Source organism: Aegicerativicinus sediminis (assembly GCF_015476115.1).
Classification (GTDB): domain Bacteria; phylum Bacteroidota; class Bacteroidia; order Flavobacteriales; family Flavobacteriaceae; genus Aegicerativicinus; species Aegicerativicinus sediminis.
Map to the genome: position 1 here is coordinate 1,434,013 of NZ_CP064295.1, position 26,367 is coordinate 1,460,379.

The window sequence follows — 26,367 nt, forward strand, 5'->3', positions numbered from 1 at the left end:
TAAAGAATTATGGCAGAAACTGTAAAAATTAAGATTATTAACACTTCAGAGCATTCATTACCTTCATATGAAACTGAAGCATCAGCAGGAATGGATCTTAGAGCTGTATTGGACGCACCAATAATCTTAAAGCCTTTGGAAAGAGCCATTGTTAAAACAGGATTGTTTATTGAATTACCTATTGGTTATGAGGCTCAAGTACGTCCAAGAAGTGGATTGGCTGCCAAAAAAGGAATCACTGTATTGAATGCGCCTGGAACCGTCGACGCCGATTATAGAGGTGAAATAGGAGTAATCTTAATCAACTTATCGAATGAGCCTTTTAATATTGAGTCAGGTGAGCGTATCGCACAATTGGTAATAGCCAAACACGAGAGAGCAGAATGGCTTGTAGCAGATGTTTTAACTGAAACTGCCAGAGGCAGTGGAGGTTTCGGAAGTACGGGCAGTAAATAATAGCATTAAATGAAGATAATAGTCCCTATGGCCGGGAGAGGATCCCGATTAAGGCCACATACATTAACAATACCTAAACCTTTAATTCCAGTTGCAGGAAAACCGATAGTACATCGATTGGTTAAGGATATTGCCAAAGTATTAAATGAACCCATTGAAGAAATCGCTTTTGTATTAGGCGAACCGGCATTTTTTGGTGATGAGGTTGTAAAAAGTCTAGAGGAGTTGGCTGCTACACTAAGTGCTAAAGCTTCAATTTATAGACAAAATGAACCTTTGGGAACTGGGCATGCTATAATGTGTGCAGAGCCCTCCTTAAGTGGACCTGCGGTTGTTGCCTATGCTGATACTTTAATAAAGGCTGATTTTGATCTTGATACCGACGCAGATAGTGTAATCTGGGTTAAACAAGTGGAAAATCCAGAGGCCTATGGCGTTGTTAAACTTAATGAGCGCAATGAAATTATTGAATTGGTTGAAAAGCCCAAGAATTTTGTAAGTGATCTGGCGGTTATAGGGATATACTACTTTAAAGATATTGGCGTTCTTAAAAATGAATTGCAGCACGTATTAGATGAAAACATCGTCAATGGTGGAGAATATCAAATTAATGATGGAATTTTGCGTATGATGAAGGATGGGAAAGTTTTTAAAACTGGCACGGTGGACGAATGGATGGATTGCGGAAACAAGGCAGTAACGGTAGAAACTAATGGCAAAATGCTTCAAATTTTAGAAATTGAGAAGGATGAGGTTTTAGTTTCAGAAAGCATGGAGAACCACGATTCCACGATTATTCCGCCATGTTTTATTGGTGACAATGTTAAATTGGTGAATTGCAAAATCGGTCCATTTGTATCTATTGGCGAGGGTACTGTTGTTGAAAATTCAATTGTTAAAAACAGCTTAATCCAAACAAATTCAGTAATTAAAAATGCTAATTTAGATGAAGCCATGATTGGTAATTTTGTAGAATTCGATGGCGAATTCAATAAGATTAGTATTGGTGATTACAGTAGTTTGGTATAGCCTTTGCAAAATCAACATAAATCAAATTCTTGAAATTAATTCTTAACATAGCGGTATTTATCCTTACTCTGTGCTTTAGTTTAAATCTAAAGGCTCAGGTTGACTTTAATAAGCGACCTGATGATGATTTGGGAAATGTTGAGGATGCTTTTCAAGAGAGTTTTTTTGAAGCTTTAAAAGAACATGGAATAGAGAACTATCAAAAATCTATTAATGCATTGTTGCATTGCAAAGACCTGGATAATTCTAAATCTGTTGTCTATTACGAACTAGGAAAAAACTACAACCAGTTAAAAAATTTTGGAGCCGCAGAAGAATCCCTTAAAAAGGCTGTAGAAATGGAGCCAGATAACGAATGGTATCTAGATGAGCTTTACCATGTGTATCTTCAGCAAAACGATTTAAATTCGGCTGTAAAGACTGTTAGGCAGCTGGTTAAATACCATCCCGATTATAAACAAGATTTGGTATCGCTTTATATTCAAGCTGAAAAGTTTAATGATGCCATGGAATTGTTAGATGAATTAGATGCCAAATATGGGATTAGTACAGATAGGGATTACTTGAGAAATCAGATATATAATCTTACTGGCAAGGATAAGGATCGCATAGAAAATTTAGAAGAACGGCTGAAAATGGATCCAGGTAATGAGATTAACTATCTAAACCTAATCTACCGTTATAGCGAGATGGAGCAGCCCGATAAAGCTTTTGAAATTGCCAAACAATTGCTTGCCGTAAATCCACAATCGCAATTGGTACATTTGGCACTTTATAAGTTTTATCTTGATAAAGGGCAGACTTCAGAAGCGGTTAAGTCAATGAAAATTGTTTTGAAAAGTTCAGAAATTAAACCAGACGCTAAAACCAAGGTTTTGAGTGATTTTGTGAATTTCGTAGGGGAGAATTCAGAATATGAGCCTGAATTATTGGATGTTACTGCCGGCCTAGATTCAAATCCAAATGCTAAAACCAATAAGCAGATGGCAATGTATTATATACAGGCGAACAACAAACCAAAAGCATTGGAATATTTTCAAATGGCACTTAATGATGAGCCAAAAGATTTAGATTTATTAAAGAATACAATTTTATTACAGATAGATTTAGGAAAGTTTACAGACGCTCAAAAGGTAAGTCAGACCGCTTTAGACCTATATCCCGCTCAACCTGTATTATATTTATTGAACGGTGTGTCTCTTAATGGATTAAAAAGTGGTAAAAAGGCGATAGAAACCTTAGAAATGGGCCTGACATATTTAATTGATGACAAACCTATGGAAATCGATTTTTACAAACAACTTTCTGTTGCTTATTCCCTAGAAAACAACACTTCTAAATCTCAATGGTATTTTAAACAAGCTGAAGCCCTTAAGAATGGAAATTAAAAAGCCATTATTTTTCATATTTATTGTTACCCTATTAATATCACCCTATTCCTGTAAATCAGTTAAGGGGTTGGATGTTGACGGAACCGTCAATGAAAATCTCACTGCGAAACAGATAATAAAAGAAAACCAAAAACAGGAGGCTAGATTTAAAACCTTGCAGTGCAGGCTAAAAATTGACTACAGGCAGAATGAGGATAGTCAAGGGTACACGGCCAATCTTAGAATGCAAAAAGATGAAGTGATTTGGTTGAATGCAACTTTAGGATTGGCTAGAGTAATGATTACCCCAAATAAGGTGCAGTTTTATGATAAAATCAACAATCAATATTTTGAAGGTGATTATGCACTATTAAGTAAATTATTGGGAGTTGAATTAGACTTTTTTAAGGTTCAAAACATGTTGTTAGGGGAGGCCATTTTTGGTTTTGATGGTAATTATGAATCCTCGGTTAATGAAAATAAATATGTTTTACACCCAAAGGAGCAAAGTGCAGTTTTTGAATTATTTTATTTGCTGAATCCTGCTTACTTTAAAATGGATTCGCAACAATTTTATCAGCCACTAACCAAAAGAATTCTACAAGTGGATTATGCTAGTTATCAAGAAATTGACAAGCAGAAAGTTCCATTAAACATGAAAATTATTGCCGTTGAGGACACAGACGAACTTAATATTGAATTGGAGTATAAATCCGTATCCTTAAACGAAGAAGTCCGTTTCCCATTTAATATTCCTTCTGGATTTAAAGAAATTAAGCTTGATGAAACAGATTAGGGCATTTATTCTTTTCGGGTTGCTATTTCAACTGATTTCATTCACTTCTGTTGCCCAAAGTGCGAAACAAAAGCAATTGGAGGCAAAAAGGCAACAGCTCCAGAAAGAGATTAAAGAAATGAACTCTTTACTTTTCACGGACAAGAAGAAAGAGAAATCTGTATTAACCCAAGTTGAGGATTTAAACCGTAAAATAACGGTAATGCAAAATCTAATCAGAGTCACAAACGATCAGGCTAACCTCCTTACACGAGAAATAAATGATAACCAAAAACAAATAGGAAATTTAAGAAAACAACTTGAAGAACTGAAAGAGGCTTATGCAGCTATGATAGTTACTTCCTATAAAAATAAGTCTCAACAAAGTAGGGTGATGTTTTTGCTTTCTTCTGAAAACTTCAAACAGGCGTATAAACGTCTTCAATACTTTAAGCAGTATAGAGAATACCAACAAGAACAGGCTGCGGAGATAAAAAATAAAACTGAAAAATTACAAGAACTTAATACTTCCCTACTCGAACAGAAAAAACAAAAGGATGTTTTGGTTGCGGAAAATCGTGAATCTAAAAAACAATTGGAGGTTGAACTAGCGGCACATGAAACCTTAATGGCATCCATACGCAAAAACATGGCGAGTTACGCGGCACAAATTAAAAAGAAGCAGCAGGAAGCCGATAGAATTGACCGTGAAATTGAGCGATTAATTAAAGAAGCAATTGCAGAATCAAACAAAAGTGCAGGTAAATCCTCCTCCTCAGAAACCTTTGCATTAACAGCTGAAGCAAAAAAACTTGCTGCAAATTTTGAAGCGAATAGGGGTAAATTACCCTGGCCAGTGGAAAAGGGAGTAGTGCAGTTAGGTTATGGGCAACAACCCTCTCCAATAGACAAAAAGGTGCCGATAATGAGCCATGGAGTTCGTATTGCTACCAGTTCTGGAACCAAAGCAAGAGCCGTGTTCGATGGTGTGGTAAAAGCCATTTCGGTTCCGCGAAAAGGTAACCCAGTTGTGCTTATTCAGCATGGTAACTATTTTACAGTTTATAGCAACCTATCCAAGGTTTATGTAAAGAAGGGTGATAAAGTTACCACAAAGCAAGAAATAGGTGAAGTGTTCACGGATGTAATAGCCAAGCAAACCATATTAAGTTTTTCTGTTTGGAAAAACACAAAAACAGAAAACCCAGCACTTTGGCTTTATAACATGTAAGTTTTGGTGATTATTCGAAAATAGCTTTAAGTTCTGTTGCGTCTTTAGGTTTCATCTTTCCGGCTAATACCAAACTTAACTGTTTTCTCCTTAAGGCAGCTTCAAAGCGTTCTTTTTCTAAATCAGTTTCTGGTCTGAGTTCGGGGATTTCAACGGGTCTTCCCATATCATCCACCGCTACAAATGTATAAATTGCCTCATTGGCTTTAGTTCTATTGCCAGATTCCCTGTCCTCAGTCCAAACATCAATATAAACTTCCATTGAGGTTCTAAAGGCTCTACTTACCTTAGCTTCTACGGTGACTACACTTCCCAAAGGTACCGCTCTATTAAATGCCACATGGTTAACAGAAGCCGTCACTACAATTCTGCGAGAATGTCGTCGGGCGGATATACTGGCAGCCCGATCCATACGAGCTAGCAATTCTCCTCCAAAAAGATTGTTTAATGGATTAGTTTCACTTGGCAAAACCAAGTCTGTCATTATTGTTCTCGATTGTTCTGGAGTCTTTGCGGTCATTCAACTGAATTTGAGCTGGCAAAGATACAGTTTAAATAGGAAATGTGGAATTACTTATTCTAGGTCGCGAACCAACATCCAGGCACTGGAATTGTGATTTTTACGAATATCTCTTAATGCTTCAATGGCTTCCATGCGATCTTCAAAACTCTCATATACTACTTCGTGCAAGCCGTATTTATTTACTCCAAGTATTCTAGCCTTAAAACCTTCAGACCGCAATTGTTTGATGCTATTTTCTGCATTTTCTTGCACACGGAAAGCCCCTGCAACTAGGTGGTATTTACCTGATTGCTTTTCAAGCCTGATGGTAGCGGCTGGAAGGGGATTGTCGATTACAAAAGTTGCCTCTTGTATATTATGATCGATTTTTTCATTAGCCTCCTCTTGCGCCAATTTATTATGATCTGCAATCTGTTGGTTTATATAAGCCCCAGCGCCTACCATACCCAAGGTAAGGGCGATAATGGCCACAGCAGCATATTTCAAGAAACGATTGCCTTTTGGATTGGAGACTGTAATTGGTATAATTTTTTCAATCTCTTCAACTTCCTTAGTATAAGTTTCCCTAAGTATTTCTGGTGTACTAAGTTGTTCAAGACCGAAAGAATCGGTTAAATAATTAATATGGTAGGCAGGCTGAAAAACAATTTTTCCTTCGTTATTCAAAACCATATCTCCTATATTTTTAAAGGTAATAGTTTCGCCTTCAATTAAATAGGATTTAATGCTTCTAACATATTTTTGAACCTTTTCTGATGCTGTGCTAAAGGGTATTTTTTCAACCTCAGAAATATAACTGACCAATAACCCGTCACTTTGCTGTAATTGTTCATTAAAGGAAATTACCTTTTTAGGTGGGTAAAAGGTTGAACTAACTTCATCGATTATAGCAGAATGCCTTTTTGTGAGGAGGGCCCCCAATTCAGGAATTGTTACACAATCGTATCTGTATAAAAGGTCGCTAATGTATGTTTCTAGTTGCATTATTAACAAATGTAAAAGAATTTGTGAGGCATGAAAAAGTGAATTTTTAATTTTTATTAACAAACAAAATTCGCTTTTTTTAATAAACTCATTATCTGAATGAAAGACCTTGAACTTTTTTACCTACTTGCCCTTCATCACGTGCCAAAAGTTGGGGATATAACTGCTAAAAAATTAATTGCTCACTGCGGTTCCCCTCAATCCGTTTTGGAGGAAAGCAAAAAGAATCTTTTGAAAATTGAAGGTATAGGATCGGTGATGGTGGATGAAATATTAAACAAAAACCATTTAGATCTGGCTGAAAAAGAATTGCAGTATATCCAGAATAAAAAAATTAAGGTAACCTCTTTTGAAGATGTAGATTACCCGGATAATCTTAAGCAATGTATAGATGGACCAATATTGCTTTTCTCTAAAGGGAATATCGATCTGAAGAATAAGAAACTAATAAGTATAGTGGGTACCAGAAATGCGACAAGTTATGGTGTTTCCTTTTGTGAGAAATTGGTGGAGGAATTGGCCATTTTCAATCCGGTCATCGTTTCGGGGTTTGCCTATGGTATTGATATCACTTCCCATAAGGCAGCCGTTAAACACGGCTTACAAACTATAGGTTGTTTGGCTCATGGATTCAATATCATTTATCCGAAGGTCCATAAGAAGTATATGTCAGAAATGGAGGAAAATGGAGGTTTTCTAACAGATTTTTGGAGTATTGATGATTTCGATAGAAACAATTTTCTAAGGAGAAATCGCATTATTGCTGGTCTCAGTGAAGCCACCATTGTAATTGAATCATCGGAAAAGGGGGGAAGCTTGGTAACGGCGGATATAGCAAATTCTTATGATCGGGAGGTTTTTGCATTGCCTGGAAGATTTAACGATTCACAAAGTGTTGGATGTAATAATTTGATCAAATTTCAAAAGGCACATACCCTGACCAACCCGATGGATGTGCCATATATATTAAATTGGCAATTACAGGATGTTAAAAAGTCAACTGTTCAAAAACAATTATTTGTTGAATTGGATGAAAACGAAAAAACGATTTATAAGTATTTAAATGACAACAATCAACAAATGCTTGATGTAATAGCCATTGAATGTGGTTTACCAATCTTTAAAGTCGCAAGTTCATTGCTCAGCATGGAACTAAAAGGGGTCGTAAGACCCTTGCCAGGGAAATTGTTTGAGTTGACTTAATAACCCACTTTATCCCTAACACGTTTTAAAACTCCATCAGCCACAGTTTTTGCTTTGGACGCACCTATTGCTAATGCATCATCTAATTCACTTAGATTATCCATATAGTGTTGATATAACCTTCGTGGCGTTTCATATTCTCTAAGCATTAGTTCATACAAAGCTTGCTTGGCATGTCCGTAACCATAACCGCCGGCCTCATAATTTTTCTTCATTTGCTCAACCTCCTCAATTGTAGCGATGAGTCTAAAAATGGCAAAACAATTGCAGCTAGTCCAGTCCTTTGGATCTTCTATAGGGGTGCTGTCTGTTTGGATGGACATAATTTGTTTGCGAAGTTGTTTTTCAGGAAGAAAAATGTTTATGGTGTTTCCTTTGCTTTTACTCATTTTTTCACCATCTGTACCTGGAATAAGTTGGGTGTCTTCCTGAACATCTGCTCTAGGCATCACAAAAGTGTCGCCCATTTTAGCATGGAATCGAGAAGCCACATCTCTAGTCATTTCTATATGCTGTAACTGATCCTTGCCGACTGGTATTATTTCAGAATCGTATAGCAATATATCAGCTGCCATCAACATAGGATAGGTGAATAAACCAGCATTAACATCTTCCAAGCGATTGGCCTTATCTTTAAAACTATGGGCCAACGTAAGTCTTTGGTAAGGGAAAAAACAACTCAGGTACCAAGTTAATTCCGTAACCTGTGGCACATCACTTTGCCTGTAGAAAACACTGTTTTCAATATCTAGGCCAAAAGCCAACCAAGTTGCTGCAGTTGAATAAGTATTGAATTTTAACTGTTCCGCATCCTTAATTTGGGTGAGCGAATGCATGTCTGCTATAAACAAAAAGGATTCATTATCACTTTCTGAAGCCATTTCTATTGCCGGCTTTATAGCCCCTAAGATGTTTCCTAAATGTGGAGTTCCTGTACTCTGAATACCTGTTAAAATGCGCGCCATTTCTTTTAATAATTAAATACCTGTTTTCAGGTTTTAAAAATAGACGTCAAAGGTAATTATTTAGGCCAAATGTCTCCTTTATTTTAAGTAGTTTTGGCCTTGATGGTGGTATTTAAGTACATTTTTTGGATTCTGTACCGAATTTGGTTCTACATCTTAGTTGCAATCCCAATAATCCTATTGTTTCCGGTTCTCATTATTGTTATTTCAAAGGAAAAGTGGTATCCACAGTTTTTTAAGTTAGCTAGACTTTGGGCAACCTTTATTTTGTTAGGGATGGGATTTCGACCTATAATATGTCGAGAACAGAAAACAAACCCAAAGGAGAGTTATATGTTTATTGCTAATCACACTTCCATGGCGGACATTATGTTAATGTTATATGCTGTAAAAAATCCATTTGTGTTTGTTGGCAAGCAAGAATTAGCTAAAATTCCTTTGTTTGGATTCTTTTATAAACGTACTTGCATTTTAGTAGATAGAAGTGATGCAAAAAGTAGGCAAGCTGTATTCAAGAGTGCTCAAAAACGATTGAAACAGGGGTTAAGTGTTTGTATTTTTCCTGAAGGAGGAGTTCCGGACGAGCATGTAATATTAGATGAATTTAAAGATGGTGCTTTTCGCTTAGCAATTAATCACCAAATCCCTATAGTACCATTGGTGTTTCCTGATAATAAAAAGCGTTTTTCATTTTCTTTTTTTAGTGGTGGTCCGGGTGTAATGCGTGTTAAGCAAAATGAATTTTTAAGCACTCAAAACCTCGAAATTAAAGACTCGCCCGAAATAAGGGAGCGAGCAAGAACGATAATCCTAAACGAATTACAGAATTTTAATAAAAACAAAAAGCCGCTCGGGACATGAACGGCTCTCTATCGCTGATTAATGGGATTTAAAACAGCTAATCTAACCAACTAAAAACTTAAAATTTAAACCGCACTCCACTGTAAACACCAAAAATATAGGGCTTAAAATTCCCGGAGGTATTGGTGAATGTGTTAAACTGATATTTAAATATGGGCTCTAGATTAATATCTAACAATTTGGACAAATTGTAATTAATTCCGAGGCCTATATTGGCACTGTAACTGGTATTATTCAAATTTGTTGCTTCACCGACATATTGCCTGATATTACTAATATCGGTATACACTTCATTCTTACTTAAGAAAAAGGTGCTAAAACCGCCAATAACGTTAACTCCAAATTTGCTTTGAAACAAGTTGTATTCTAGTTCTAAGGGGATTTCAATAAAGCCAAATTCCTGATCGATAGAACCTTTTTCATTACTAATAAATACATCTGGTGCCTCCGCAGTATTTATGGATGTAGCACTTAAAAATGATGTATTGTTGCTGGACCTCTCCATAGCAATGTTTCCGTTTATGTCATCGTTGCCCACGAAGGCATTAATGTCTTCATATACAATAACATCTCCTGTGGTATATCCAAGATTTACATTATTAACACCAAGCCTTATCTTTAATTTTTCATTAATAGAATAACTTCCGGTAACACCATAGCTCATTTCAACATCCCCAGCTTTAGTATTGTCTATAAATTGTGGGTGAATTGGGGATCCTTTCCCTAAAGAATTAAAATAAACAGGGGCCACATTTGGGGAAATGGCCCATCTGTCTATTCGGGGTTTTTCTTTTTCATTAGTCGTTTCACTTTCTGCAAGCGCTTCCTCAATATTTATAAGGTCTGAGGTAGTGTTTTTATCTAATTCATTTGTAGAATTATCTTCTGCGGTATTTTCTTCAATTGAAATTTCTGTTTTCGCAACTTGTTCAGTTAAATTGTTTGATTTGCTGAAAGGATTAGAATTTAAGTCTGATGGGTCAGTTGCTTCATTCTGATTATTTTCAGTTGCTAATCTAATATTCTCATTAATTGCCAAATTGGTATTCTCTTCTGATTTGGAAATTAATTTTTTAGCATCTGATCTAGCTATTTTAGACTTTGAGTTTTTATCATTAGACTCGCTAGTTAATTGGGAGGCAACTTCCTCTTTAGCCAAAGTCTGTCTGCTAGGAAGCCCTGAATTATTTTCATTCTTCTCAGATTGCAAAGTATCAATAGCTGTAATAGTGATGTCTTTTTTAACATTAGTAACAGTATCTTCTATTTCGGAAGTGTTAATGATTTCACTTTCAGTAATTTGAATAGCAGGTTGCTCTGTATTTGAATTATTATCTAAAAGGAACGTACCAAGAGAGATTAACAATAAAAAGCCAGCTGCAATACCAGAAATCTTCCACCAAAGAGGTATTACTTTTCTATCACGATCTTTTTTATGAAGTGTATTTTGGATAGAGCCCCACACCTTAGGGTCGGGAGTCTCTTCAAAATCCTTCAGCCGTTCCTGAAAAATTCGATCTAAATGTTTTTTATCTTTCATTACAAAGATTGCTTTTGCTCAGAGGTCCTGAAATTTTCAATTTTCTCTCTTAGAATCATTCTGGCCCTGGCTAGGTTAGACTTTGAGCCCCCAACAGAAATTCCAACCATTTCAGAAATTTCGTTATGCGAATACCCATCTAACACATATAAATTAAAAACCAACCGGTAACGATCGGGTAATTCTTGTATTATTTGAATCAAAAACTGAAGGGGTAAGTCTTCATCTTCGATTTCTTCTTCTGCACTTTCTAGGGCCTCTTCGTTTACGATGTCATAGACACCTGCAGTTCGGTACTTTTGCAAAGCTGTGTTGATTGTTATTCGCTTCATCCAGCCCTCAAAGGAACCTTGCCCATTATATTGCCCTATTTTATTAAAAATAGTTACAAAGGCATCATGCAAATTGTCTTCTGCCTCTGCCTTGTTCCTAGAATACTTAAGGCACAAGGAAAACAATTTACTTGAATAAATCTTGTATAGTTCTCCTTGAGCCTTTGCATTATTCTTTTTACAATCAATTATGAGTTTTTCTAAACTCAAATTTTATCCCCCTGATTTTATTCCACTACCGGTACTTCAACTATATAGTAGAGGTCGTTATCATTTTCGTCTTTTCCTTGCCAAAATTTAAACACATAAGTGCCCGTATAGATGACCCTAAAATCAAAAGACACTTCTACTAAATCATCGGTCAATTCAGTACAATTATTTTCTTCTAAAACAGAATTAATAACCGCCACAATGCGTTCATTTCCATCACTCCTAAAATAAAACTCATTAAAACGATGGCAGGTGGAAGGTCGGTTATAGGTTAAGGTAATTTCATAAACCCCTCCATATTCGAAGGAATCTGGTAAATCTACAGATTCAACGGGCAAAATTTCATAATGGTAGTTAGTTCCATCATCATCTAAACTACATGATGTTGCTAATAAAAATAAGACTAAAAGTGATCCGAGGTATTTCATTAGATTTTAAATTAGTTATAACCCAATTGCGGGTTGCTTTTTACTTCATATATCATTTTGTAGATGCATTTCAAATTATATGGTTGCGTTTTAAAATCAAAAAATCCCGTTTTAACGGGATTTTTTATTTAGGCTTTAATTTGTTCTCTGACTTTCAGTTCTAGTTCATCCATTAATTCTGGATTATCTTTTATTAAGGCTTTAACTGCATCTCGGCCTTGTCCTAGTTTAGTATCTTCATAACTGAACCAAGAACCACTCTTCTTTACAATATCTTTTTCCACTGCCAAATCTAGAATTTCTCCAACCTTTGAAATTCCTTCTCCATACATTATATCGAATTCCGCTGTTTTAAATGGAGGCGCGACCTTATTCTTTACAACCTTAACACGAGTTTTATTACCAACAGTATCTCCATTACTATCCTTAATGTGGGTCGATCTTCGAATATCTAACCGGACTGAAGCATAAAATTTTAAAGCGTTACCACCTGTAGTAGTCTCGGGATTTCCGAACATTACACCAATCTTTTCCCTTAATTGGTTAATGAAAATCATCGTACAATTGGTTTTGCTAATAGAGCCAGTCAGTTTCCTTAATGCTTGAGACATTAATCGGGCATGTAGACCCATTTTAGAGTCTCCCATTTCACCTTCTATTTCACTTTTTGGTGTTAAGGCGGCAACAGAATCCACAATTATAATATCAATTGCACCAGACCGAACTAGGTTATCAGCTATTTCCAACGCTTGTTCACCGTTATCCGGTTGAGAAATAATCAGATTTTCGATATCTACTCCTAGCTTTTCTGCATAAAAACGATCAAATGCATGTTCGGCGTCTATAAACGCTGCTATGCCACCTGCCTTTTGTGCTTCTGCAATTGCATGTAAGGTCAATGTCGTTTTACCTGAAGATTCTGGCCCATATATCTCAATTACTCTCCCCCTTGGATAACCTCCCACACCTAGTGCGATATCCAAACCAAGAGAGCCTGAAGAAATAACATCTACATCTACGATAGCGGCATCGCTCATTTTCATAACAGTGCCTTTTCCGTAAGCTTTGTCTAATTTATCTAAAGTAAGTTTAAGTGCCTTTAATTTCGCTTCTTTCTCGCTGCTCATTGGGTTTTTTTTAAATTAAAAAGGACAGCTAAATTACAATATCTTTTCATTTTTCCCATTGGTGACGCAACCTTTTTATCACCAATGAATCTATATAATACAAAGGGGAAGAATTGCTATGAAAAATTCGTTTTCAACCTAAGAATTTGGCTAATTCAAATAGTTGGTTTTTTAAAAACAAAAGGTTAAAACTTAGTCCCCGATTTTAACTTAAATAATGGTTGACTTACCCAAGTTGCCCCCAAAAGTTTAAGTGTTAAGTTAAGCCTTTGAAAGCACCGCAGATAGCGGTGCTTTTAAATTAATAACGATTAAATTGTATCTTTGCCGCACTTTAACCTTAAATAGTTAGTATAGCATGCAACTGTACAATAATTTAAGCGCGAAGGAAAGAGCAGAATTAATAGAGAAAGCTGGTAAAGACCGGCTCACTATCTCTTTCTATAAATACGCGCATCTTGGTAATCCTGAACTTTTTAGAAACCACATGTTTCTAGCTTGGAACGAAATCGATGTTCTGGGTAGAATCTATATTGCACATGAAGGGATAAATGCCCAATTATCTGTACCTGCAGATAATTTTGAAAAGTTTAAACACCATCTCGATTCTATTTCCTTTTTAGAGAATGTTCGATTGAATATCGCCATTGAACAAGACAACTTTTCATTTTTAAAATTAAAGGTGAAGGTTAGAGATAAAATTTTGGCTGATGGCTTAAATGATAACACATTCGACGTTACCAATATTGGAAAACATGTCAATGCAGAAGAATTCAATACCCTTTTAGATGATCCAAATACCGTTTTGGTAGATATGAGAAACCATTACGAAAGTGAAATAGGTCATTTTAAAAATGCTATTACACCTGATGTTGACACTTTCAGAGACTCTCTTCCAATTATTGAGGAAGATTTAAAAGATCATAAGGAGGACAAAAACCTTGTTATGTATTGTACCGGCGGAATTCGCTGTGAAAAGGCAAGCGCATATTATAAACATAAAGGTTTTAAGAAGGTTTTTCAACTTGAAGGTGGCATTATTAATTATGTAAGACAGGTTAATAAAGCTGGTATAGAAAATAAATTTATAGGCAAGAATTTTGTTTTCGATGATCGCAGGGCTGAGAGAGTTACAAATGATATAATAGCCCAATGTCATCAATGCGGTAAGCCCGCTGACTCACACGTTAATTGTGCAAATGATGCCTGCCATCTTTTATTTATTCAATGTGACGAATGTGCTGAAAAAATGGAACAATGCTGCTCAACAACTTGTCAAGAAATAATTCATTTGCCTTATGAAGAACAGAAAGCATTAAGAAAAGGTCAGGGTAATAGCAACGATATTTTCAAAAAGGGGAGAGCAGGCCATTTGCAATATCAAAAAGATTTGCGAAATATTTTTGAGTCCCTTTCTGTTACTGAATCCTAAATTCTTAATGATGCAGCATATTGAATTAATGGCACCAGCCGGGAATTTCGAATCTTTACAAGCGGCATTAGACAATGGTGCAGATTCTGTTTACTTCGGTGTTGAACAATTAAACATGAGGGCAAGGGCATCCATGAATTTTACAATGGAAGACCTACCAGAAATTTCGGCAAGGTGTAAACAAAAAGGTGTTAGAACCTATCTTACTCTTAATACTATTATTTACGACCACGATTTATCGGTTGTAAAGAACTTAGTTAGAAAGGCTAAGGAAGCTGATATTACTGCCATCATTGCAATGGATCAAGCCGTAATTGCAATGGCTAGAGAGCAACAGATGGAGGTACATATTTCAACCCAAATTAATATCACCAACATAGAAACGTTGAAGTTTTATGCCATGTTTGCAGATACCATGGTGCTGAGCAGGGAGTTGAGTTTACGACAGGTAAAAAAGATAACGGAACAGATAGAAAAAGAACAAATTAAGGGTCCTTCAGGGCGATTGGTTGAAATTGAAATTTTTGGTCATGGGGCTCTTTGTATGGCAGTTTCGGGCAAATGTTATTTAAGCCTGCATTCCCATAATTCTTCCGCGAATAGGGGAGCTTGTAAACAGAATTGTCGAAAAAAATATACCGTAATTGACCAGGAATCTGGTTTTGAAATGGAAATTGACAATGAATATATTATGTCGCCAAAGGATCTGTGTACAATTGATTTTCTAGAGGAAGTTGCAGATGCTGGTATTAAAGTCTTAAAAATTGAAGGTAGAGGGAGATCTCCTGAATATGTGGCTAGCGTAATTAGGTGTTATCGTGAGGCTATTGATAGTCTTGCTGGAAGTACATATTCAAAAGAAAAGGTAATCACTTGGATGAAGGATTTGGAAAAAGTTTATAACAGAGGCTTTTGGAGTGGTTATTATCTAGGTCAGAAGTTGGGCGAATGGAGTAAAGGATCTGGTTCCCACGCCACTCAAAAGAAGGTTTATTTGGGTAAAGGGGTTCATTATTTTCCAAAAACAAGTATTGGAGAATTTAAAATTGAATCTTTTGATTTAGAACTTGGAGATACAATTTTAATAACCGGACCCACTACTGGCGCCAAAGAGTTAATAGTTGATAGCATGTTGGTTAATGATGAAAAGCTACATAAAGGCATTAAAGGAGACTCTGTTACCATTCCAGTGCCTTTTAGGATTAGGCCATCAGATAAGCTATATAAACTCGTAGAAAACAAGATAGAGGCTTAATGATTGTTGTAACGTTACAAAGAAATAAATGTATTGGTTGCAATTATTGTGTTGAATTGGCTCCTGAGCAGTTTCAAATGTCTAAAAAGGACGGTAAATCTGTATTGCTCCACAGCTTAGAGAAAAAGGGATTTTTCACTTTGAAATCACCGGATTTATCCATTTTAGAGCCTTGTGACCAAGCATCCAAGGCCTGTCCTGTGAAAATTATCACTGTAAAGAATATTTAACGGGAAATAGGTGCCTTCTGCAATAAACATATATAAACTCTTAAGATGGAATAAAAGGATTAAGAGCCATCGCATTAAGTTTTTAGCGCTTTATTTTTTCCATAGGTTTAAAAAACGATATTTGGCGGTTAATCTAGATCCAGTGATGGCATGTAACCTTAGGTGTAAAATGTGTTATTTTACAGATAAGGATTATGTGAAAACCTTGAAGGGTCAATTAACATCTGATGAGGTAAAACGAATCGCGGAAGTAATTTTTACCAGAGCACTAAAGCTCCAGATAGGTTGCGGTACAGAACCCACATTATATGAAAATTTACCCGAAATCATTGGTTTGGGGAAGCAGTACAACGTGCCCTATATTTCCTTAACTACCAATGCCAATTTATTGACTGAAGATTCAATAAATGCCATGTTGCATGCTGGTTTAAACGAGTTCACTATTTCGTTGCATGGGGTGGAGAAGAGATCCTATGAGGATTTTATGGGTAAAGGAGATTATGAAAGGTTTCGGGATGTATTTCAAATCTTCATAAAATTGAAACAGCGATTCGATTTTAAGGTGAGAGTTAATTATACCTTCAATGAAGATAATTTTTTGGAATTAAACCGTTTGTTCGAGCAATTTAATCCCGATTCTATTGATATTTTGCAAATACGTCCTATTCAAAATTTAGGCAATACAGCATACCAAAACTTTAGTTTGGATCAGGTTAAGTCAGTTTATCCAAAAGTCTACCAACATCTTAAAGACGAATGCAAAAATCATGGAATTGTCTTTATGGCTCCAGAGCGATTATCAGATTTGGAAAAGGTCAATGAATCAAGCGTTATTTTTGATTATACCTATTGTTATATTTCTCCAAATAAATTTTTTAGAAAAGGATTTAAATGGAAAGAAGAGTCTTTCGAAAATTATACCCATAGAATGGGATGGGGCAAACAATTACTTAAAAATGCATTTAAAAGCAAAAAGTCTTTAAAGACAGAGAGAAACCATCTTAATTATGATGTTAATTTCAATTAAGCAGGAAATTTTCACTTAATAAATAATCTTATCTTTACGTTTGTATAAATAATAGTATTAATCGTCATTCGCTATAGAAGTTTAGCGGATTTTATATAACATATATGGGTTGTAACACCTGTTCAACAGGAAAGAGCGGCCAGCCAAGAGGGTGCAAAAATAATGGCACTTGTGGAACAGATAGTTGTAATAAACTTACTGTTTTTGATTGGCTTGCCAACATGAAGCTCCCGATGGGAGAAGAAGGATTTAAAGGTGTGGAGGTTCGTTTTAAAAACGGGCGCAAGCAGTATTACAATAATTCAGAAAATATTCCATTAGCCATTGGCGACATTGTCGCTACTCAGGCAAAAACTGGCCATGATATCGGTATGGTAACTCTTACAGGAGAATTGGTAAGGGTTCAAATGAAACGCAAAAAAATTTCGCTAGATGATGAGGAAAATGTCCTAAAAATTTATCGCAAGGCCAACCAAAAAGACATTGATATTTGGTGTAAGGTTAGAGATAAAGAGGAGCCTATGAAAGTGAAGGCTCGGCAATTCGCCATTGACTTAAACCTTCGAATGAAAATCTCAGACATCGAATATCAAGGAGATGGTAGTAAGGCGACGTTTTATTATACCGCTGAGGAACGTGTTGATTTCAGGGAGTTGATTAAAGTCTTTGCAAGGGAATTCCGCACCCGTATAGAAATGCGCCAAGTAGGTTTCAGACAAGAAGCGTCTAGGTTAGGAGGTATAGGGTCTTGTGGAAGAGAATTATGCTGCTCCACTTGGTTGACAGATTTTAGAAGCGTTAGCACTTCGGCGGCGAGGTACCAACAATTGTCGCTTAATCCTTTAAAACTAGCTGGGCAATGCGGTAAGTTGAAGTGTTGTTTAAATTACGAGCTGGATGCTTATTTAGATGCATTAAAGGATTTTCCAAAAACAGAAACCAAATTAGAAACTGCCAAAGGAATCGCTAGCTGCCAAAAAACAGATATTTTTAAAGGTTTTATTTGGTATGCTTATGAGGGCGAATGGATGAATTGGCATAAACTCACCATAGAGCAGGCCAAAGAAATTATTGAGAAAAATAAGAGGAATGAAAAAGTGGCAAGTCTTGAAGAATATGCAGTTGCCCATGAACAAGATTCAAAGGCAGAATTTGAAAATGTTGTGGGTCAAGATAGCTTAACACGTTTCGATACACCTCGAAGAAATAAAAAACGAAAAAACAAAAGACATAAGCAAAAAGCCAACAAGAATAGAAAAAATGTCAAAAAGTAGGATACTCCCATTTCTAATCCTTTTAATGGTGATTTCGTCTTGTGATGATAATCAAATTTTCGATCAATATCAGTCTCTTCCAAAATATTGGAACAAAGATTCCGTTAAAACTTTCAGTGTTGTAGCCCCCGACACAATAAATTCATATAATTTGTATGTTAATTTGCGAAACAATAATGACTACAAATACAGCAATTTAATGCTCATTGTTGAGATGGACTACCCAAACGGTAAGGCTGTTAAGGATACTTTAGAATATCGTATGGCTAATCCACAAGGTGAATTTTTGGGAACGGGATTTACAGATGTTAAAGAGAATAAACTTTGGTATAAGGGGTACGAAGAACCTTTTGTTTTCAGCGAAAGCGGTAAATATACGGTTGGAATCCAGCAGGCAATGAGAGAAAATGGCCAAGTAAGCGGAATTACCAATTTAGAGGGTATAACAGATGTTGGATTTAGAATCGAAAGGACAAAATAAATACTATGGCTAAGAAAAAGGTCGTTAAAAAAACTAAGGAAGAAAACTTTGCGAAATATATTCGTGGGTTTTGGATTTTATTTGTAGCTGGTATTATTGGCTTTTTAGGTATTTTTCTTTTCGCAGCATGGGGTTTATTTGGTGAAATGCCAGATCATACCATTTTGGAAAATCCTACTACAAATTTGGCTTCCCAAATTATTTCCTCTGATCAAAAATTAATAGCAAAATTCTATTACAACGATAACCGTACACCAGTTGAATATGATGCATTGCCAGACCATTTGGTGGACGCTTTAATTGCAACTGAGGACATCCGTTATCAAGATCATTCTGGTATTGATGCTAGGGGAACACTAAGGGCCATTTTCACTTTAGGTAGTGGGGGTGGAGCAAGTACGATTTCCCAGCAATTGGCTAAACAATTATTTACCAAACAGGTTTCTGAAAATAAATTAGGAAGAGCATTTCAAAAGGCCAAGGAATGGGTTATTGCTACTCGCTTAGAACGTCAATATACCAAAGAGGAAATCATAGCTATGTATTTCAATATTTATGATTTTGGTAACAATGCCGATGGAATTAGAAGTGCGGCGAAAATTTATTTTGGTAAGGAGCCGCAAGAATTGAATCTCAAAGAATCGGCCATGTTGGTGGGGATGTTCAAAAATTCATCCTTATATAATCCTAGGCGTAATCCAATTGGTGTAAAAAATAGACGGGATGTTGTACTTGCTCAAATGGAGAAGTACGATTTTATAACCGAAAAAATAAAGGATTCCCTCCAAAACACGGAATTAGATTTAAACTATAATCCAGAATCCCATCGCGAAGGATTGGCCACTTACTTTAGAGCTTATCTCAGTGATTTTATGAAAGATTGGATTTCAAAAAATCCTAAACCAGATGGTTCTAAATATAGTCTTTACAATGATGGTTTAAAGATTTATACGACAATAGACTCTCGTATGCAACAGCATGCAGAAGATGCTGTGAGGCGACATATGCCAAATCTCCAGGCAGAATTTGATCATCAGAATACTCCGGATAGAAATCCTACAGCACCTTTCTTGGAGTTAGACAAGTCTGAAATTGATCAATTGCTTAAACGCGGTATGCGCCAATCTGAACGTTGGAGGCATATGAAATATGATCTTAAAAAAGAGGATGACGAAATCATAAAATCTTTCGATGTTCCTATTGAAATGACGATTTTTTCGTGGCAAGGAGAAATTGACACTATCATGAAACCGATGGATTCGATGAGGTATTATAAATCCTTTTTGCATCCTGGACTAATGTCAATGGATCCTCAAACAGGACATGTAAAAGCCTGGGTGGGAGGTATGGACTACAAGCATTTTCAATATGACCATGTTAAACAAGGAAAGCGTCAAGTCGGTTCTACTTTTAAGCCTTTTGTATATGCCACAGCCATAGATCAATTGCATTTGTCGCCTTGTGATACCATCCCGATGCAACAGATAACTATTGAAGCTGGCAAATTTGGAAATCCAGAACCTTGGACGGCTAGAAATGACAATGGTGATTATGATGGTTTTGTTAGTTTAAAAAGAGCACTGGCTAATTCTGTAAATACTGTAACGGCACGTTTAATGGATAAAGTTGGGCCAGGCCCAGTTGTTTCAATGGCTCGCAATTTGGGTATAGAATCAGATATTCCACCAGTGCCTGCTATTGCTTTGGGAACACCAGATTTAAGTGTTTTTGAAATGGTAGCGGCCTATTCCACCTTTGCTAACAAAGGAGTTTATACTAAACCTGTTATGGTTACTAGAATTGAAGATAAAAATGGTACCGTACTATATCAATTTACACCTGAAACGAGGGATGTGCTTAGCGAAGAAGTAGCCTATGTAACGGTAAATTTAATGGAAGGTGTAACTCAATTTGGTTCAGGGGGGCGTTTAAGACATGCATTTGCGGGTAACCAGGCTGTTTATAAAGAAATTATTACAGGCTATCCTTATGAGTTCGACAATCCAATTGCGGGTAAAACAGGAACAACACAGAACCAAAGTGATGGATGGTTTATGGGGATGGTTCCAAATTTAGTTACTGGAGTTTGGGTAGGTGCTGAAGACAGAGCTGCACACTTTAGGACCATAACTTATGGACAAGGTGCCTCCATGGCTCTTCCTATTTGGGCGTTATTTATGAAAGCTTGTTACGAGGATCCTGAATTAAATGTTTCTAAAGAAGAGTTTGAAGGTCCTGCAGAACTTTCCATTAATGTGGATTGTTCGAGGGTAGAAGGGGACATTCAACCTGACAGTGAAGAAATTCTAGATGAGGTTCTAGATTTTTAATAAAACTTAAAATATTCAATTTTGCCATTTGAAGAGGCTCCAAAACCTTTTCGGATGGCATTATTATTTTGTAAATTATACGAACAAAAATTACTATATGATTTCAAAAACTGTAACCGATGTATCTCAGGCTATGCGAGGTGTTTCAGACGGAATGACCTTTATGCTTGGTGGGTTTGGGTTAAGCGGAATACCTGAAAATGCGATTTCAGAATTAGTGCGTTTAAATGTTAAAGATTTAACCTGTATTTCTAATAATGCCGGTGTGGATGATTTTGGACTTGGTCTGTTATTAAAGAAACATCAAATAAAGAAAATGATCTCTTCATATGTTGGAGAGAATGAAGAATTTGAGCGGCAAATGTTAAGTGGAGAATTGGAAGTGGAGTTAATACCCCAAGGTACTTTGGCAGAGAGGTGCAGGGCAGCACAGGCAGGAATACCCGCCTTTTTTACACCAGCCGGATTTGGAACAGAAGTAGCAGAAGGAAAGGAAACTCGTAAATTCAATGGTAAGGATTATGTTTTAGAACATTCCTTCAAAGCAGATTTTGCCTTTATAAAGGCATGGAAGGGGGACCATGCTGGTAATTTGATATTTAAAGGGACAGCTAGGAATTTTAACCCGAATATGTGTGGTGCTGCTAAAATTACAGTGGCCGAAGTTGAGGAATTAGTTCCTGTAGGTGAATTAGATCCAAATTTTATTCATATTCCTGGGATTTTCGTGCAGCGAATCTTCCAGGGCAAGAATTATGAAAAACGCATTGAACAAAGAACAGTAAGACAACGCAGTTAATTATGGCTTTAGATAAAAATCAAATTGCTCAACGTATTGCCAAAGAAGTAAAGGATGGTTATTATGTAAATCTCGGTATTGGTATTCCCACTTTAGTGGCCAATTATGTGCGTGAGGATATCGAGGTGGAATTTCAATCTGAAAATGGGGTACTCGGTATGGGACCATTTCCGTTTGAAGGGGATGAGGATCCAGATATTATCAATGCCGGGAAACAAACTATCACTACGCTTCCTGGGGCAAGCTTTTTTGATTCGGCTATGAGTTTTTCAATGATTCGGGGACAGCACGTAGATTTAACCATTTTAGGGGCTATGGAGGTCGCGGAGAATGGAGACATTGCAAATTGGAAAATTCCTGGGAAAATGGTAAAAGGGATGGGTGGTGCAATGGATTTGGTTTCAAGTGCAGAAAATATCATCGTTGCAATGATGCATACAAATCGTGCAGGGGAGTCTAAACTATTGAAGCGTTGTTCCTTGCCTTTAACTGGTGTGGGTTGTGTGAAAAAGATTGTTACAAATCTTGCGGTACTTGAAATTACAGAAAATGGATTTAAATTATTGGAACGTGCTCCTGGAGTAACAGTTGAAGAGATAAAACAAGCTACAGAAGGACATCTCATCGTCAGTTCCAATGATATTCCTGAAATGGAAATATAATTTCAGCAACACTTTAAAAGTAAGAAAAATATTACTTAAATTCTGTAAAAGTTAAAAAATCATGTAATTCATCGAAAAAACATGTCATTTAACTGATTTATATGAATTTTCATCGCATATTAGCAATCCCAAATCTAAACAACATTAAAACTCAAATCTATCATGAACTTAATTTATGATTTGCCCCAAATCCATCATAAATTGAAACCTATGAAAGTGTACCTAAATCTACCTAAACCTACTTTAATTGAAACCAAACTGCTAAGTGGATTTCAAAATTCTTTAAGATTAGTCAAAAGCATTTTAATGTTGACCAAAAAGTTATTCATGTTGTAGCCTTCGCTGCGGCATGACTAGCTTTTTTGTAGGCCATAGATTTATTCTGTATAAAATATTTTGAATTTAAACCTGTTTAATTTCTTCAGGTTCTAACAAATTTTCACCCCTCAGGCGAAGCACAATTTGTGCAATAGCAATAACGTCCTTTTCACAATAATCAATGATTCTATCGATGTCATTTTCTATATAAAAGACTCGATATACATCACTCCCGTCGATATCATCCTTTGGAGAAGGTATTCCAAGAACATTGGTCAATAACTTTAGTGAGGTAAAATGTTTGTAGTCACCAAATTTCCATAATTCCATGGTGTCTAAATGAGGAACTTCCCACGGTTTTTTGCCAAATAGGTTTAATTTGTTTGGAAGAGGAATACCATGTATTAGCATACGCCTAGCAATGTATGGAAAGTCAAATTCTTTTCCATTATGAGCACAAAGTATGTATTTAGATTCGGCAAAATGCGATGTCAATAAATTATGAAAGTCTTGAAGAAGGGACTTCTCATCCCCGTGGAAAGACGTGACCCTAAACATGCGATTAACACCTTGTAACTTAAAATACCCCACAGATATACATATAATCTTTCCGAATTCGGCCCAAATTCCAGCCTTTTCATAAAAATCCTCCGGTGTAAATTCTTCTTTTCTTTGGTACTGGGATTTGTGTTCCCACAGCTGCTTTTTCTCTTCAGACAAATCTGTATAAAGTGGATGCTCTGGAACGGTCTCAATATCGAGAAATAATATATTTTCTAAGTTTAATTGATTCATCACTTGGTTAAGATGTTATAAGCTTCATCTATATAAGAATAAATATCGGAATTAAATGGGTGAGTATCATCAACATCATCTGAAGATTTATGCCCCAACCTTACGATAATAATGTTGTCTTTAGGATTTACTATAACGTATTGGCCCAAATGCCCCCACATCATAAAGAACTTTTTTTGGTTGTGGTCCAATAGCCACCAGCCATAACCGTATTGAGGACTTTCCTTAAACCTTGGTGTAATAGATTTAGAGATAAAAGAAGAATCTAATAAAGATTGCCCCTTCCATTTACCGTGATCCTTGTAAAGCTTTCCGAAGCGTGCAAAGTCTCTCGCATTGCTGGCAATACAACAATAAGCCTTTTCCATTCCGTTTTCTTCACTATCAATTTGCCAAAAAGCTTGGTGTGCCGCCCCCATTGGTTGCCAAAATGTCGCACTTAGATATTCAGATAAGCTTTTACCAGTGGCTTTCGAAATTACCATTCCCAATAGCTCGGTATTTCCACTTAGATATTCATGCCTTTTACCCGGTTCCTCAACCACTTTAACACCTAGCATAAGTTCTTTTAAATTATTGTCAAAATACGCTCTGGTTGTTATAGAGAAAGGAGAATAATAAGATTCGTCCCAATTTAAGCCCGAGGCCATGGAAGACAGATCGCCTACTGTTAAATCTGCAGCTATTCCGTTGTTGAATTCGCTAAAATAGTTGCCTACTGGTTCTTCCAAACTTTTAATTTTACCTTCCATAATTGCACGTCCAAGCATAGCCGAAACCATACTTTTTGCCATAGAAAATGAATTGGTATGAGAATCTTTAGTATATCCATCGTAATATTCTTCAAGCCAAATACTATCATTTTTAATTATCATAAAGGCAATGGTGCCAAACTTATCATTTAATTTTTGGAGGTTTTTAGTTGTGTTTTTGGAATTATATCCACTATGTATGGGCCAGGGTTGTGCAATACCATCCTCAATGGTATGGTTATCGAATTGTTTGTAGTCGTCTAGGAACGCAGTGGTATGCCCATTAAAATAAATTGTATTTATTGCTTTAAGTAAATAACCCAACTTGAAAGCATAAAGCAGTATAAGGAGAATAGTTATGGGTGCTATTACCCATTTAAACAATGTTCTTAGAAATTTCATCTCAATAATTAAGAAAATAAGGTTTGTTGTATTGCCCCCTCATGTCGTAATAGCCATTCTTTGCGACCTAAGCCCCCAGCATATCCAACAAGGCTACCATCGCTACCAATTACTCTATGACAAGGTATAACAATCCAAATAGGATTTTTTCCATTGGCCGAGGCAACGGCTCTTATGGCTTTTATATCCCCTAAATCTTTAGCAAGTTTTTGATAAGAAATGGTTTTTCCGAAGGATACTTCTACGAGTTTTTTCCAAACTTTTTTTTGAAAATCGGTGCCTTGTGGATTTAGTTTTAGGTTGAAAGATCTTTGGCTACCAGAAAAGTAATTCGCCAATTGGTCAACGCAATTGTTTAAACTTTCTGGGATTTGTGTGGAAGGACTTTCATCTTCTTCAATTATTGTAATTTTTTGAATGCCAAATTTGTCGCCAAGAATTTCTGCCGAACCTAGAGGAGTGTCTATTACACAACGATCCATCTATTTCCAATCACTTTCTTCGTCAATAATCCCGAGTCTTTTAGCTCTCGTTTCCCAACTTCTTCTAGCGAGTTGTTGCAAGTCTGGCACATTATCACTTTCGTCCATTATTTCAAGGCCTAACAATGTTTCGATAACGTCTTCTTGGGTGACAATTCCGCTTATTGAACCATATTCATCTACAACTAAAGCCATATGGTTTTTGGTTTCGATAAGTTTATCAAAGAGTTGTGGGATTGGTAGATTGCGTTTCACAACGATGATTTCCCGTTTAATATCCCCCAACTTTTTATCGCCATTATCGAACGCCATTTCCTTAAACACTTCATCCTTTAAAACCAAGCCCGTAATATTATCTACTTCGTCTTTATAAACTGGAATTCTGGAATAGCGAAGATTTGTGTTTTCAAGGAAAAATTCCTCTATACTCATTTCCTCGTTTTCCGCTTTCATAACCGTTCTGGGAGTCATAACATCCTTTGCAAGCACATCCTTAAAGGTTAGTAAATTTTTGATTACCTTAATTTCAGATTCTTTAAAAACCCCTTCCTCATGTGCGATATCGGTCATCGCCATAAAGCCTTCCCTGTTGAGAACGCTGCCGTGTGATGATCCACCAATAAGACGGGTAACCCGCTGTAATAACCATAATATCCCTGTATATTTAAGCGGAAATATCAATGCGTTTAATGCTGTAGATGTAAAGTTCGTAAGGGATTTCCAATATTTTGCACCAATAGTCTTGGGAATTATTTCGGAGGCTACTAGTATAAGAATTGTCATTACTGCAGACACAATAAAAACACCATTTCCCTCATCCTGAAATAGCTTTTTAGCTTGGGCCCCAACTAGAATCGCACCTACGGTATGTGCGATGGTGTTAAGAGTTAGAATTGCGATTAGAGGTTGATCAACATCTTTCTTTAACCGTTCCAAGTTTTCTGCATAATGTTTGTCTTCCTTTTTTTTAACATTGATATAGGTAGGAGTAACACTAAGCAAAACGGCTTCTAAAATGGAACATAAGAAAGAAAAGAATATGGATATCAATCCATAAAAGATAAGTAAGCCCATTCAGTATTTTTTTTGGTATA

General features: G+C 36.3%; 27 protein-coding genes. 16 read left to right on the forward strand and 11 right to left on the reverse strand.

Annotated features, from left to right (window positions below; genetic code table 11):
- The first annotated feature begins 9 nt into the window (after positions 1-9).
- The 5 genes from dut to ISU00_RS06135 are packed head-to-tail and all read left to right on the forward strand — an operon-like array spanning position 10 to position 4,861.
- Positions 10-456, forward strand: a complete 447-nt coding sequence (gene dut, locus ISU00_RS06115) for a dUTP diphosphatase (RefSeq protein ID WP_228853166.1) — start codon at positions 10-12, stop codon at positions 454-456.
- A 9-nt stretch (positions 457-465) separates the two neighbouring features.
- Positions 466-1,485, forward strand: a complete 1,020-nt coding sequence (locus tag ISU00_RS06120; RefSeq protein ID WP_228853167.1) for a sugar nucleotidyltransferase — start codon at positions 466-468, stop codon at positions 1,483-1,485.
- A gap of 29 nt (positions 1,486-1,514) precedes the next feature.
- A complete protein-coding gene (locus tag ISU00_RS06125) occupies positions 1,515-2,873 on the forward strand; it encodes a tetratricopeptide repeat protein (protein WP_228853168.1) in 1,359 nt (452 codons plus the stop codon).
- Complete coding sequence (locus ISU00_RS06130; RefSeq protein ID WP_228853169.1) at positions 2,863-3,651, forward strand: DUF4292 domain-containing protein; 789 nt, start codon at positions 2,863-2,865, stop codon at positions 3,649-3,651. Before ISU00_RS06125 ends, ISU00_RS06130 begins: the two co-directional genes overlap by 11 nt.
- On the forward strand, positions 3,638-4,861 hold the full coding sequence (locus ISU00_RS06135; protein ID WP_228853170.1) for a murein hydrolase activator EnvC family protein: 1,224 nt from the start codon (positions 3,638-3,640) through the stop codon (positions 4,859-4,861). The genes ISU00_RS06130 and ISU00_RS06135 overlap by 14 nt, the downstream gene beginning before the upstream one ends.
- Before the next feature lie 10 nt (positions 4,862-4,871).
- Here the strand turns inward: ISU00_RS06135 and ISU00_RS06140 are convergent, their stop codons facing one another.
- Entirely contained in the window at positions 4,872-5,381 is a 510-nt protein-coding gene (locus ISU00_RS06140) for an acyl-CoA thioesterase (RefSeq protein WP_228853171.1), read from the reverse strand.
- Between the two features lie 54 nt (positions 5,382-5,435).
- The gene (locus ISU00_RS06145) at positions 5,436-6,368 is read right to left on the reverse strand and encodes an HU domain-containing protein (protein ID WP_228853172.1); all 933 of its coding nucleotides are present in this window, start codon (positions 6,366-6,368) and stop codon (positions 5,436-5,438) included.
- Positions 6,369-6,467: 99 nt separating this feature from the next.
- Here ISU00_RS06145 and dprA point away from each other — a divergent pair, with 99 nt between their 5' ends.
- On the forward strand, positions 6,468-7,571 hold the full coding sequence (gene dprA / locus ISU00_RS06150) for a DNA-processing protein DprA (protein WP_228853173.1): 1,104 nt from the start codon (positions 6,468-6,470) through the stop codon (positions 7,569-7,571).
- Here dprA and trpS read toward each other — a convergent pair.
- A complete protein-coding gene (trpS, locus tag ISU00_RS06155) occupies positions 7,568-8,536 on the reverse strand; it encodes a tryptophan--tRNA ligase (RefSeq protein WP_228853174.1) in 969 nt (322 codons plus the stop codon). The two genes, dprA and trpS, sit on opposite strands and share 4 nt — an antisense overlap.
- 102 nt (positions 8,537-8,638) lie before the next feature.
- On the opposite strand from trpS, the gene ISU00_RS06160 reads away from it, so the two are divergent.
- The gene (locus ISU00_RS06160) at positions 8,639-9,397 is read left to right on the forward strand and encodes a lysophospholipid acyltransferase family protein (RefSeq protein WP_228853175.1); all 759 of its coding nucleotides are present in this window, start codon (positions 8,639-8,641) and stop codon (positions 9,395-9,397) included.
- A 58-nt stretch (positions 9,398-9,455) separates the two neighbouring features.
- Here ISU00_RS06160 and ISU00_RS06165 read toward each other — a convergent pair whose 3' ends face one another.
- The 4 genes from ISU00_RS06165 to recA all read right to left on the reverse strand — a co-directional run bounded on the left by ISU00_RS06165 (position 9,456) and on the right by recA (position 13,034).
- Positions 9,456-10,937, reverse strand: a complete 1,482-nt coding sequence (locus ISU00_RS06165; protein WP_228853176.1) for a hypothetical protein — start codon at positions 10,935-10,937, stop codon at positions 9,456-9,458.
- The gene (locus tag ISU00_RS06170; RefSeq protein ID WP_228853177.1) at positions 10,937-11,479 is read right to left on the reverse strand and encodes an RNA polymerase sigma factor; all 543 of its coding nucleotides are present in this window, start codon (positions 11,477-11,479) and stop codon (positions 10,937-10,939) included. Before ISU00_RS06170 ends, ISU00_RS06165 begins: the two co-directional genes overlap by 1 nt.
- A gap of 17 nt (positions 11,480-11,496) precedes the next feature.
- Positions 11,497-11,907, reverse strand: a complete 411-nt coding sequence (locus ISU00_RS06175) for a hypothetical protein (protein WP_228853178.1) — start codon at positions 11,905-11,907, stop codon at positions 11,497-11,499.
- 128 nt (positions 11,908-12,035) lie between these two features.
- Positions 12,036-13,034, reverse strand: a complete 999-nt coding sequence (recA, locus tag ISU00_RS06180; protein ID WP_228853179.1) for a recombinase RecA — start codon at positions 13,032-13,034, stop codon at positions 12,036-12,038.
- Between the two features lie 358 nt (positions 13,035-13,392).
- On the opposite strand from recA, the gene trhO reads away from it, so the two are divergent.
- The 9 genes from trhO (at position 13,393) to ISU00_RS06225 (ending at position 22,524) form a co-directional block, all read left to right on the forward strand.
- Complete coding sequence (trhO, locus tag ISU00_RS06185) at positions 13,393-14,466, forward strand: oxygen-dependent tRNA uridine(34) hydroxylase TrhO (protein WP_228853180.1); 1,074 nt, start codon at positions 13,393-13,395, stop codon at positions 14,464-14,466.
- A 10-nt stretch (positions 14,467-14,476) separates the two neighbouring features.
- A complete protein-coding gene (locus ISU00_RS06190; protein ID WP_228853716.1) occupies positions 14,477-15,721 on the forward strand; it encodes a peptidase U32 family protein in 1,245 nt (414 codons plus the stop codon).
- The gene (locus tag ISU00_RS06195; protein ID WP_228853181.1) at positions 15,721-15,951 is read left to right on the forward strand and encodes a ferredoxin; all 231 of its coding nucleotides are present in this window, start codon (positions 15,721-15,723) and stop codon (positions 15,949-15,951) included. The genes ISU00_RS06190 and ISU00_RS06195 overlap by 1 nt, the downstream gene beginning before the upstream one ends.
- 121 nt (positions 15,952-16,072) lie before the next feature.
- Entirely contained in the window at positions 16,073-16,978 is a 906-nt protein-coding gene (locus ISU00_RS06200; protein WP_228853182.1) for a radical SAM protein, read from the forward strand.
- Positions 16,979-17,082: 104 nt separating this feature from the next.
- Positions 17,083-18,252 carry a PSP1 domain-containing protein gene (locus ISU00_RS06205; RefSeq protein WP_228853183.1) on the forward strand — a complete coding sequence of 390 codons (1,170 nt, stop codon included), beginning with the start codon at positions 17,083-17,085 and terminating at the stop codon, positions 18,250-18,252.
- Complete coding sequence (locus ISU00_RS06210) at positions 18,239-18,733, forward strand: gliding motility lipoprotein GldH (RefSeq protein ID WP_262892120.1); 495 nt, start codon at positions 18,239-18,241, stop codon at positions 18,731-18,733. Before ISU00_RS06205 ends, ISU00_RS06210 begins: the two co-directional genes overlap by 14 nt.
- A gap of 5 nt (positions 18,734-18,738) precedes the next feature.
- Positions 18,739-21,063, forward strand: a complete 2,325-nt coding sequence (locus tag ISU00_RS06215; RefSeq protein ID WP_228853185.1) for a penicillin-binding protein 1A — start codon at positions 18,739-18,741, stop codon at positions 21,061-21,063.
- A gap of 97 nt (positions 21,064-21,160) precedes the next feature.
- Positions 21,161-21,862: a CoA transferase subunit A gene (locus ISU00_RS06220; RefSeq protein ID WP_228853186.1), complete on the forward strand. Its 702-nt coding sequence runs from the start codon at positions 21,161-21,163 to the stop codon at positions 21,860-21,862.
- Positions 21,863-21,864: 2 nt separating this feature from the next.
- Positions 21,865-22,524, forward strand: a complete 660-nt coding sequence (locus ISU00_RS06225; RefSeq protein WP_228853187.1) for a CoA transferase subunit B — start codon at positions 21,865-21,867, stop codon at positions 22,522-22,524.
- A gap of 402 nt (positions 22,525-22,926) precedes the next feature.
- On the opposite strand, the gene ISU00_RS06230 is transcribed toward ISU00_RS06225, so the two are convergent.
- The 4 genes from ISU00_RS06230 to ISU00_RS06245 are packed head-to-tail and all read right to left on the reverse strand — an operon-like array spanning position 22,927 to position 26,347.
- Entirely contained in the window at positions 22,927-23,640 is a 714-nt protein-coding gene (locus tag ISU00_RS06230) for a 3'-5' exonuclease (RefSeq protein WP_228853188.1), read from the reverse strand.
- Positions 23,637-24,791: a serine hydrolase domain-containing protein gene (locus ISU00_RS06235; protein WP_228853189.1), complete on the reverse strand. Its 1,155-nt coding sequence runs from the start codon at positions 24,789-24,791 to the stop codon at positions 23,637-23,639. The genes ISU00_RS06230 and ISU00_RS06235 overlap by 4 nt, the downstream gene beginning before the upstream one ends.
- Before the next feature lie 8 nt (positions 24,792-24,799).
- Positions 24,800-25,273: a methylated-DNA--[protein]-cysteine S-methyltransferase gene (locus ISU00_RS06240; RefSeq protein WP_228853190.1), complete on the reverse strand. Its 474-nt coding sequence runs from the start codon at positions 25,271-25,273 to the stop codon at positions 24,800-24,802.
- Positions 25,274-26,347 (reverse strand): CNNM domain-containing protein, encoded by a 1,074-nt coding sequence (locus ISU00_RS06245; RefSeq protein ID WP_228853191.1) that lies wholly within the window; start codon positions 26,345-26,347, stop codon positions 25,274-25,276.
- Positions 26,348-26,367: the final 20 nt, after the last annotated feature.

What these genes read in the sequence shown, in the direction of transcription:
- ISU00_RS06210 (WP_262892120.1), top strand. Translation starts at nt 18,239, where the DNA reads ATGTCAAAAAGTAGGATACTCCCATTTCTAATCCTTTTAATGGTGATT.
- ISU00_RS06225 (WP_228853187.1), top strand. Translation starts at nt 21,865, where the DNA reads ATGGCTTTAGATAAAAATCAAATTGCTCAACGTATTGCCAAAGAAGTA.
- ISU00_RS06145 (WP_228853172.1), bottom strand. Translation starts at nt 6,368, where the DNA reads ATGCAACTAGAAACATACATTAGCGACCTTTTATACAGATACGATTGT.
- trpS (WP_228853174.1), bottom strand. Translation starts at nt 8,536, where the DNA reads ATGGCGCGCATTTTAACAGGTATTCAGAGTACAGGAACTCCACATTTA.
- ISU00_RS06165 (WP_228853176.1), bottom strand. Translation starts at nt 10,937, where the DNA reads ATGAAAGATAAAAAACATTTAGATCGAATTTTTCAGGAACGGCTGAAG.
- ISU00_RS06220 (WP_228853186.1), top strand. Translation starts at nt 21,161, where the DNA reads ATGATTTCAAAAACTGTAACCGATGTATCTCAGGCTATGCGAGGTGTT.
- ISU00_RS06215 (WP_228853185.1), top strand. Translation starts at nt 18,739, where the DNA reads ATGGCTAAGAAAAAGGTCGTTAAAAAAACTAAGGAAGAAAACTTTGCG.
- ISU00_RS06235 (WP_228853189.1), bottom strand. Translation starts at nt 24,791, where the DNA reads ATGAAATTTCTAAGAACATTGTTTAAATGGGTAATAGCACCCATAACT.
- dprA (WP_228853173.1), top strand. Translation starts at nt 6,468, where the DNA reads ATGAAAGACCTTGAACTTTTTTACCTACTTGCCCTTCATCACGTGCCA.
- ISU00_RS06135 (WP_228853170.1), top strand. Translation starts at nt 3,638, where the DNA reads ATGAAACAGATTAGGGCATTTATTCTTTTCGGGTTGCTATTTCAACTG.
- ISU00_RS06130 (WP_228853169.1), top strand. Translation starts at nt 2,863, where the DNA reads ATGGAAATTAAAAAGCCATTATTTTTCATATTTATTGTTACCCTATTA.
- recA (WP_228853179.1), bottom strand. Translation starts at nt 13,034, where the DNA reads ATGAGCAGCGAGAAAGAAGCGAAATTAAAGGCACTTAAACTTACTTTA.
- ISU00_RS06205 (WP_228853183.1), top strand. Translation starts at nt 17,083, where the DNA reads ATGGGTTGTAACACCTGTTCAACAGGAAAGAGCGGCCAGCCAAGAGGG.
- ISU00_RS06140 (WP_228853171.1), bottom strand. Translation starts at nt 5,381, where the DNA reads ATGACCGCAAAGACTCCAGAACAATCGAGAACAATAATGACAGACTTG.
- trhO (WP_228853180.1), top strand. Translation starts at nt 13,393, where the DNA reads ATGCAACTGTACAATAATTTAAGCGCGAAGGAAAGAGCAGAATTAATA.
- ISU00_RS06195 (WP_228853181.1), top strand. Translation starts at nt 15,721, where the DNA reads ATGATTGTTGTAACGTTACAAAGAAATAAATGTATTGGTTGCAATTAT.
- dut (WP_228853166.1), top strand. Translation starts at nt 10, where the DNA reads ATGGCAGAAACTGTAAAAATTAAGATTATTAACACTTCAGAGCATTCA.
- ISU00_RS06120 (WP_228853167.1), top strand. Translation starts at nt 466, where the DNA reads ATGAAGATAATAGTCCCTATGGCCGGGAGAGGATCCCGATTAAGGCCA.
- ISU00_RS06160 (WP_228853175.1), top strand. Translation starts at nt 8,639, where the DNA reads ATGGTGGTATTTAAGTACATTTTTTGGATTCTGTACCGAATTTGGTTC.
- ISU00_RS06245 (WP_228853191.1), bottom strand. Translation starts at nt 26,347, where the DNA reads ATGGGCTTACTTATCTTTTATGGATTGATATCCATATTCTTTTCTTTC.
- ISU00_RS06175 (WP_228853178.1), bottom strand. Translation starts at nt 11,907, where the DNA reads ATGAAATACCTCGGATCACTTTTAGTCTTATTTTTATTAGCAACATCA.
- ISU00_RS06190 (WP_228853716.1), top strand. Translation starts at nt 14,477, where the DNA reads ATGCAGCATATTGAATTAATGGCACCAGCCGGGAATTTCGAATCTTTA.
- ISU00_RS06240 (WP_228853190.1), bottom strand. Translation starts at nt 25,273, where the DNA reads ATGGATCGTTGTGTAATAGACACTCCTCTAGGTTCGGCAGAAATTCTT.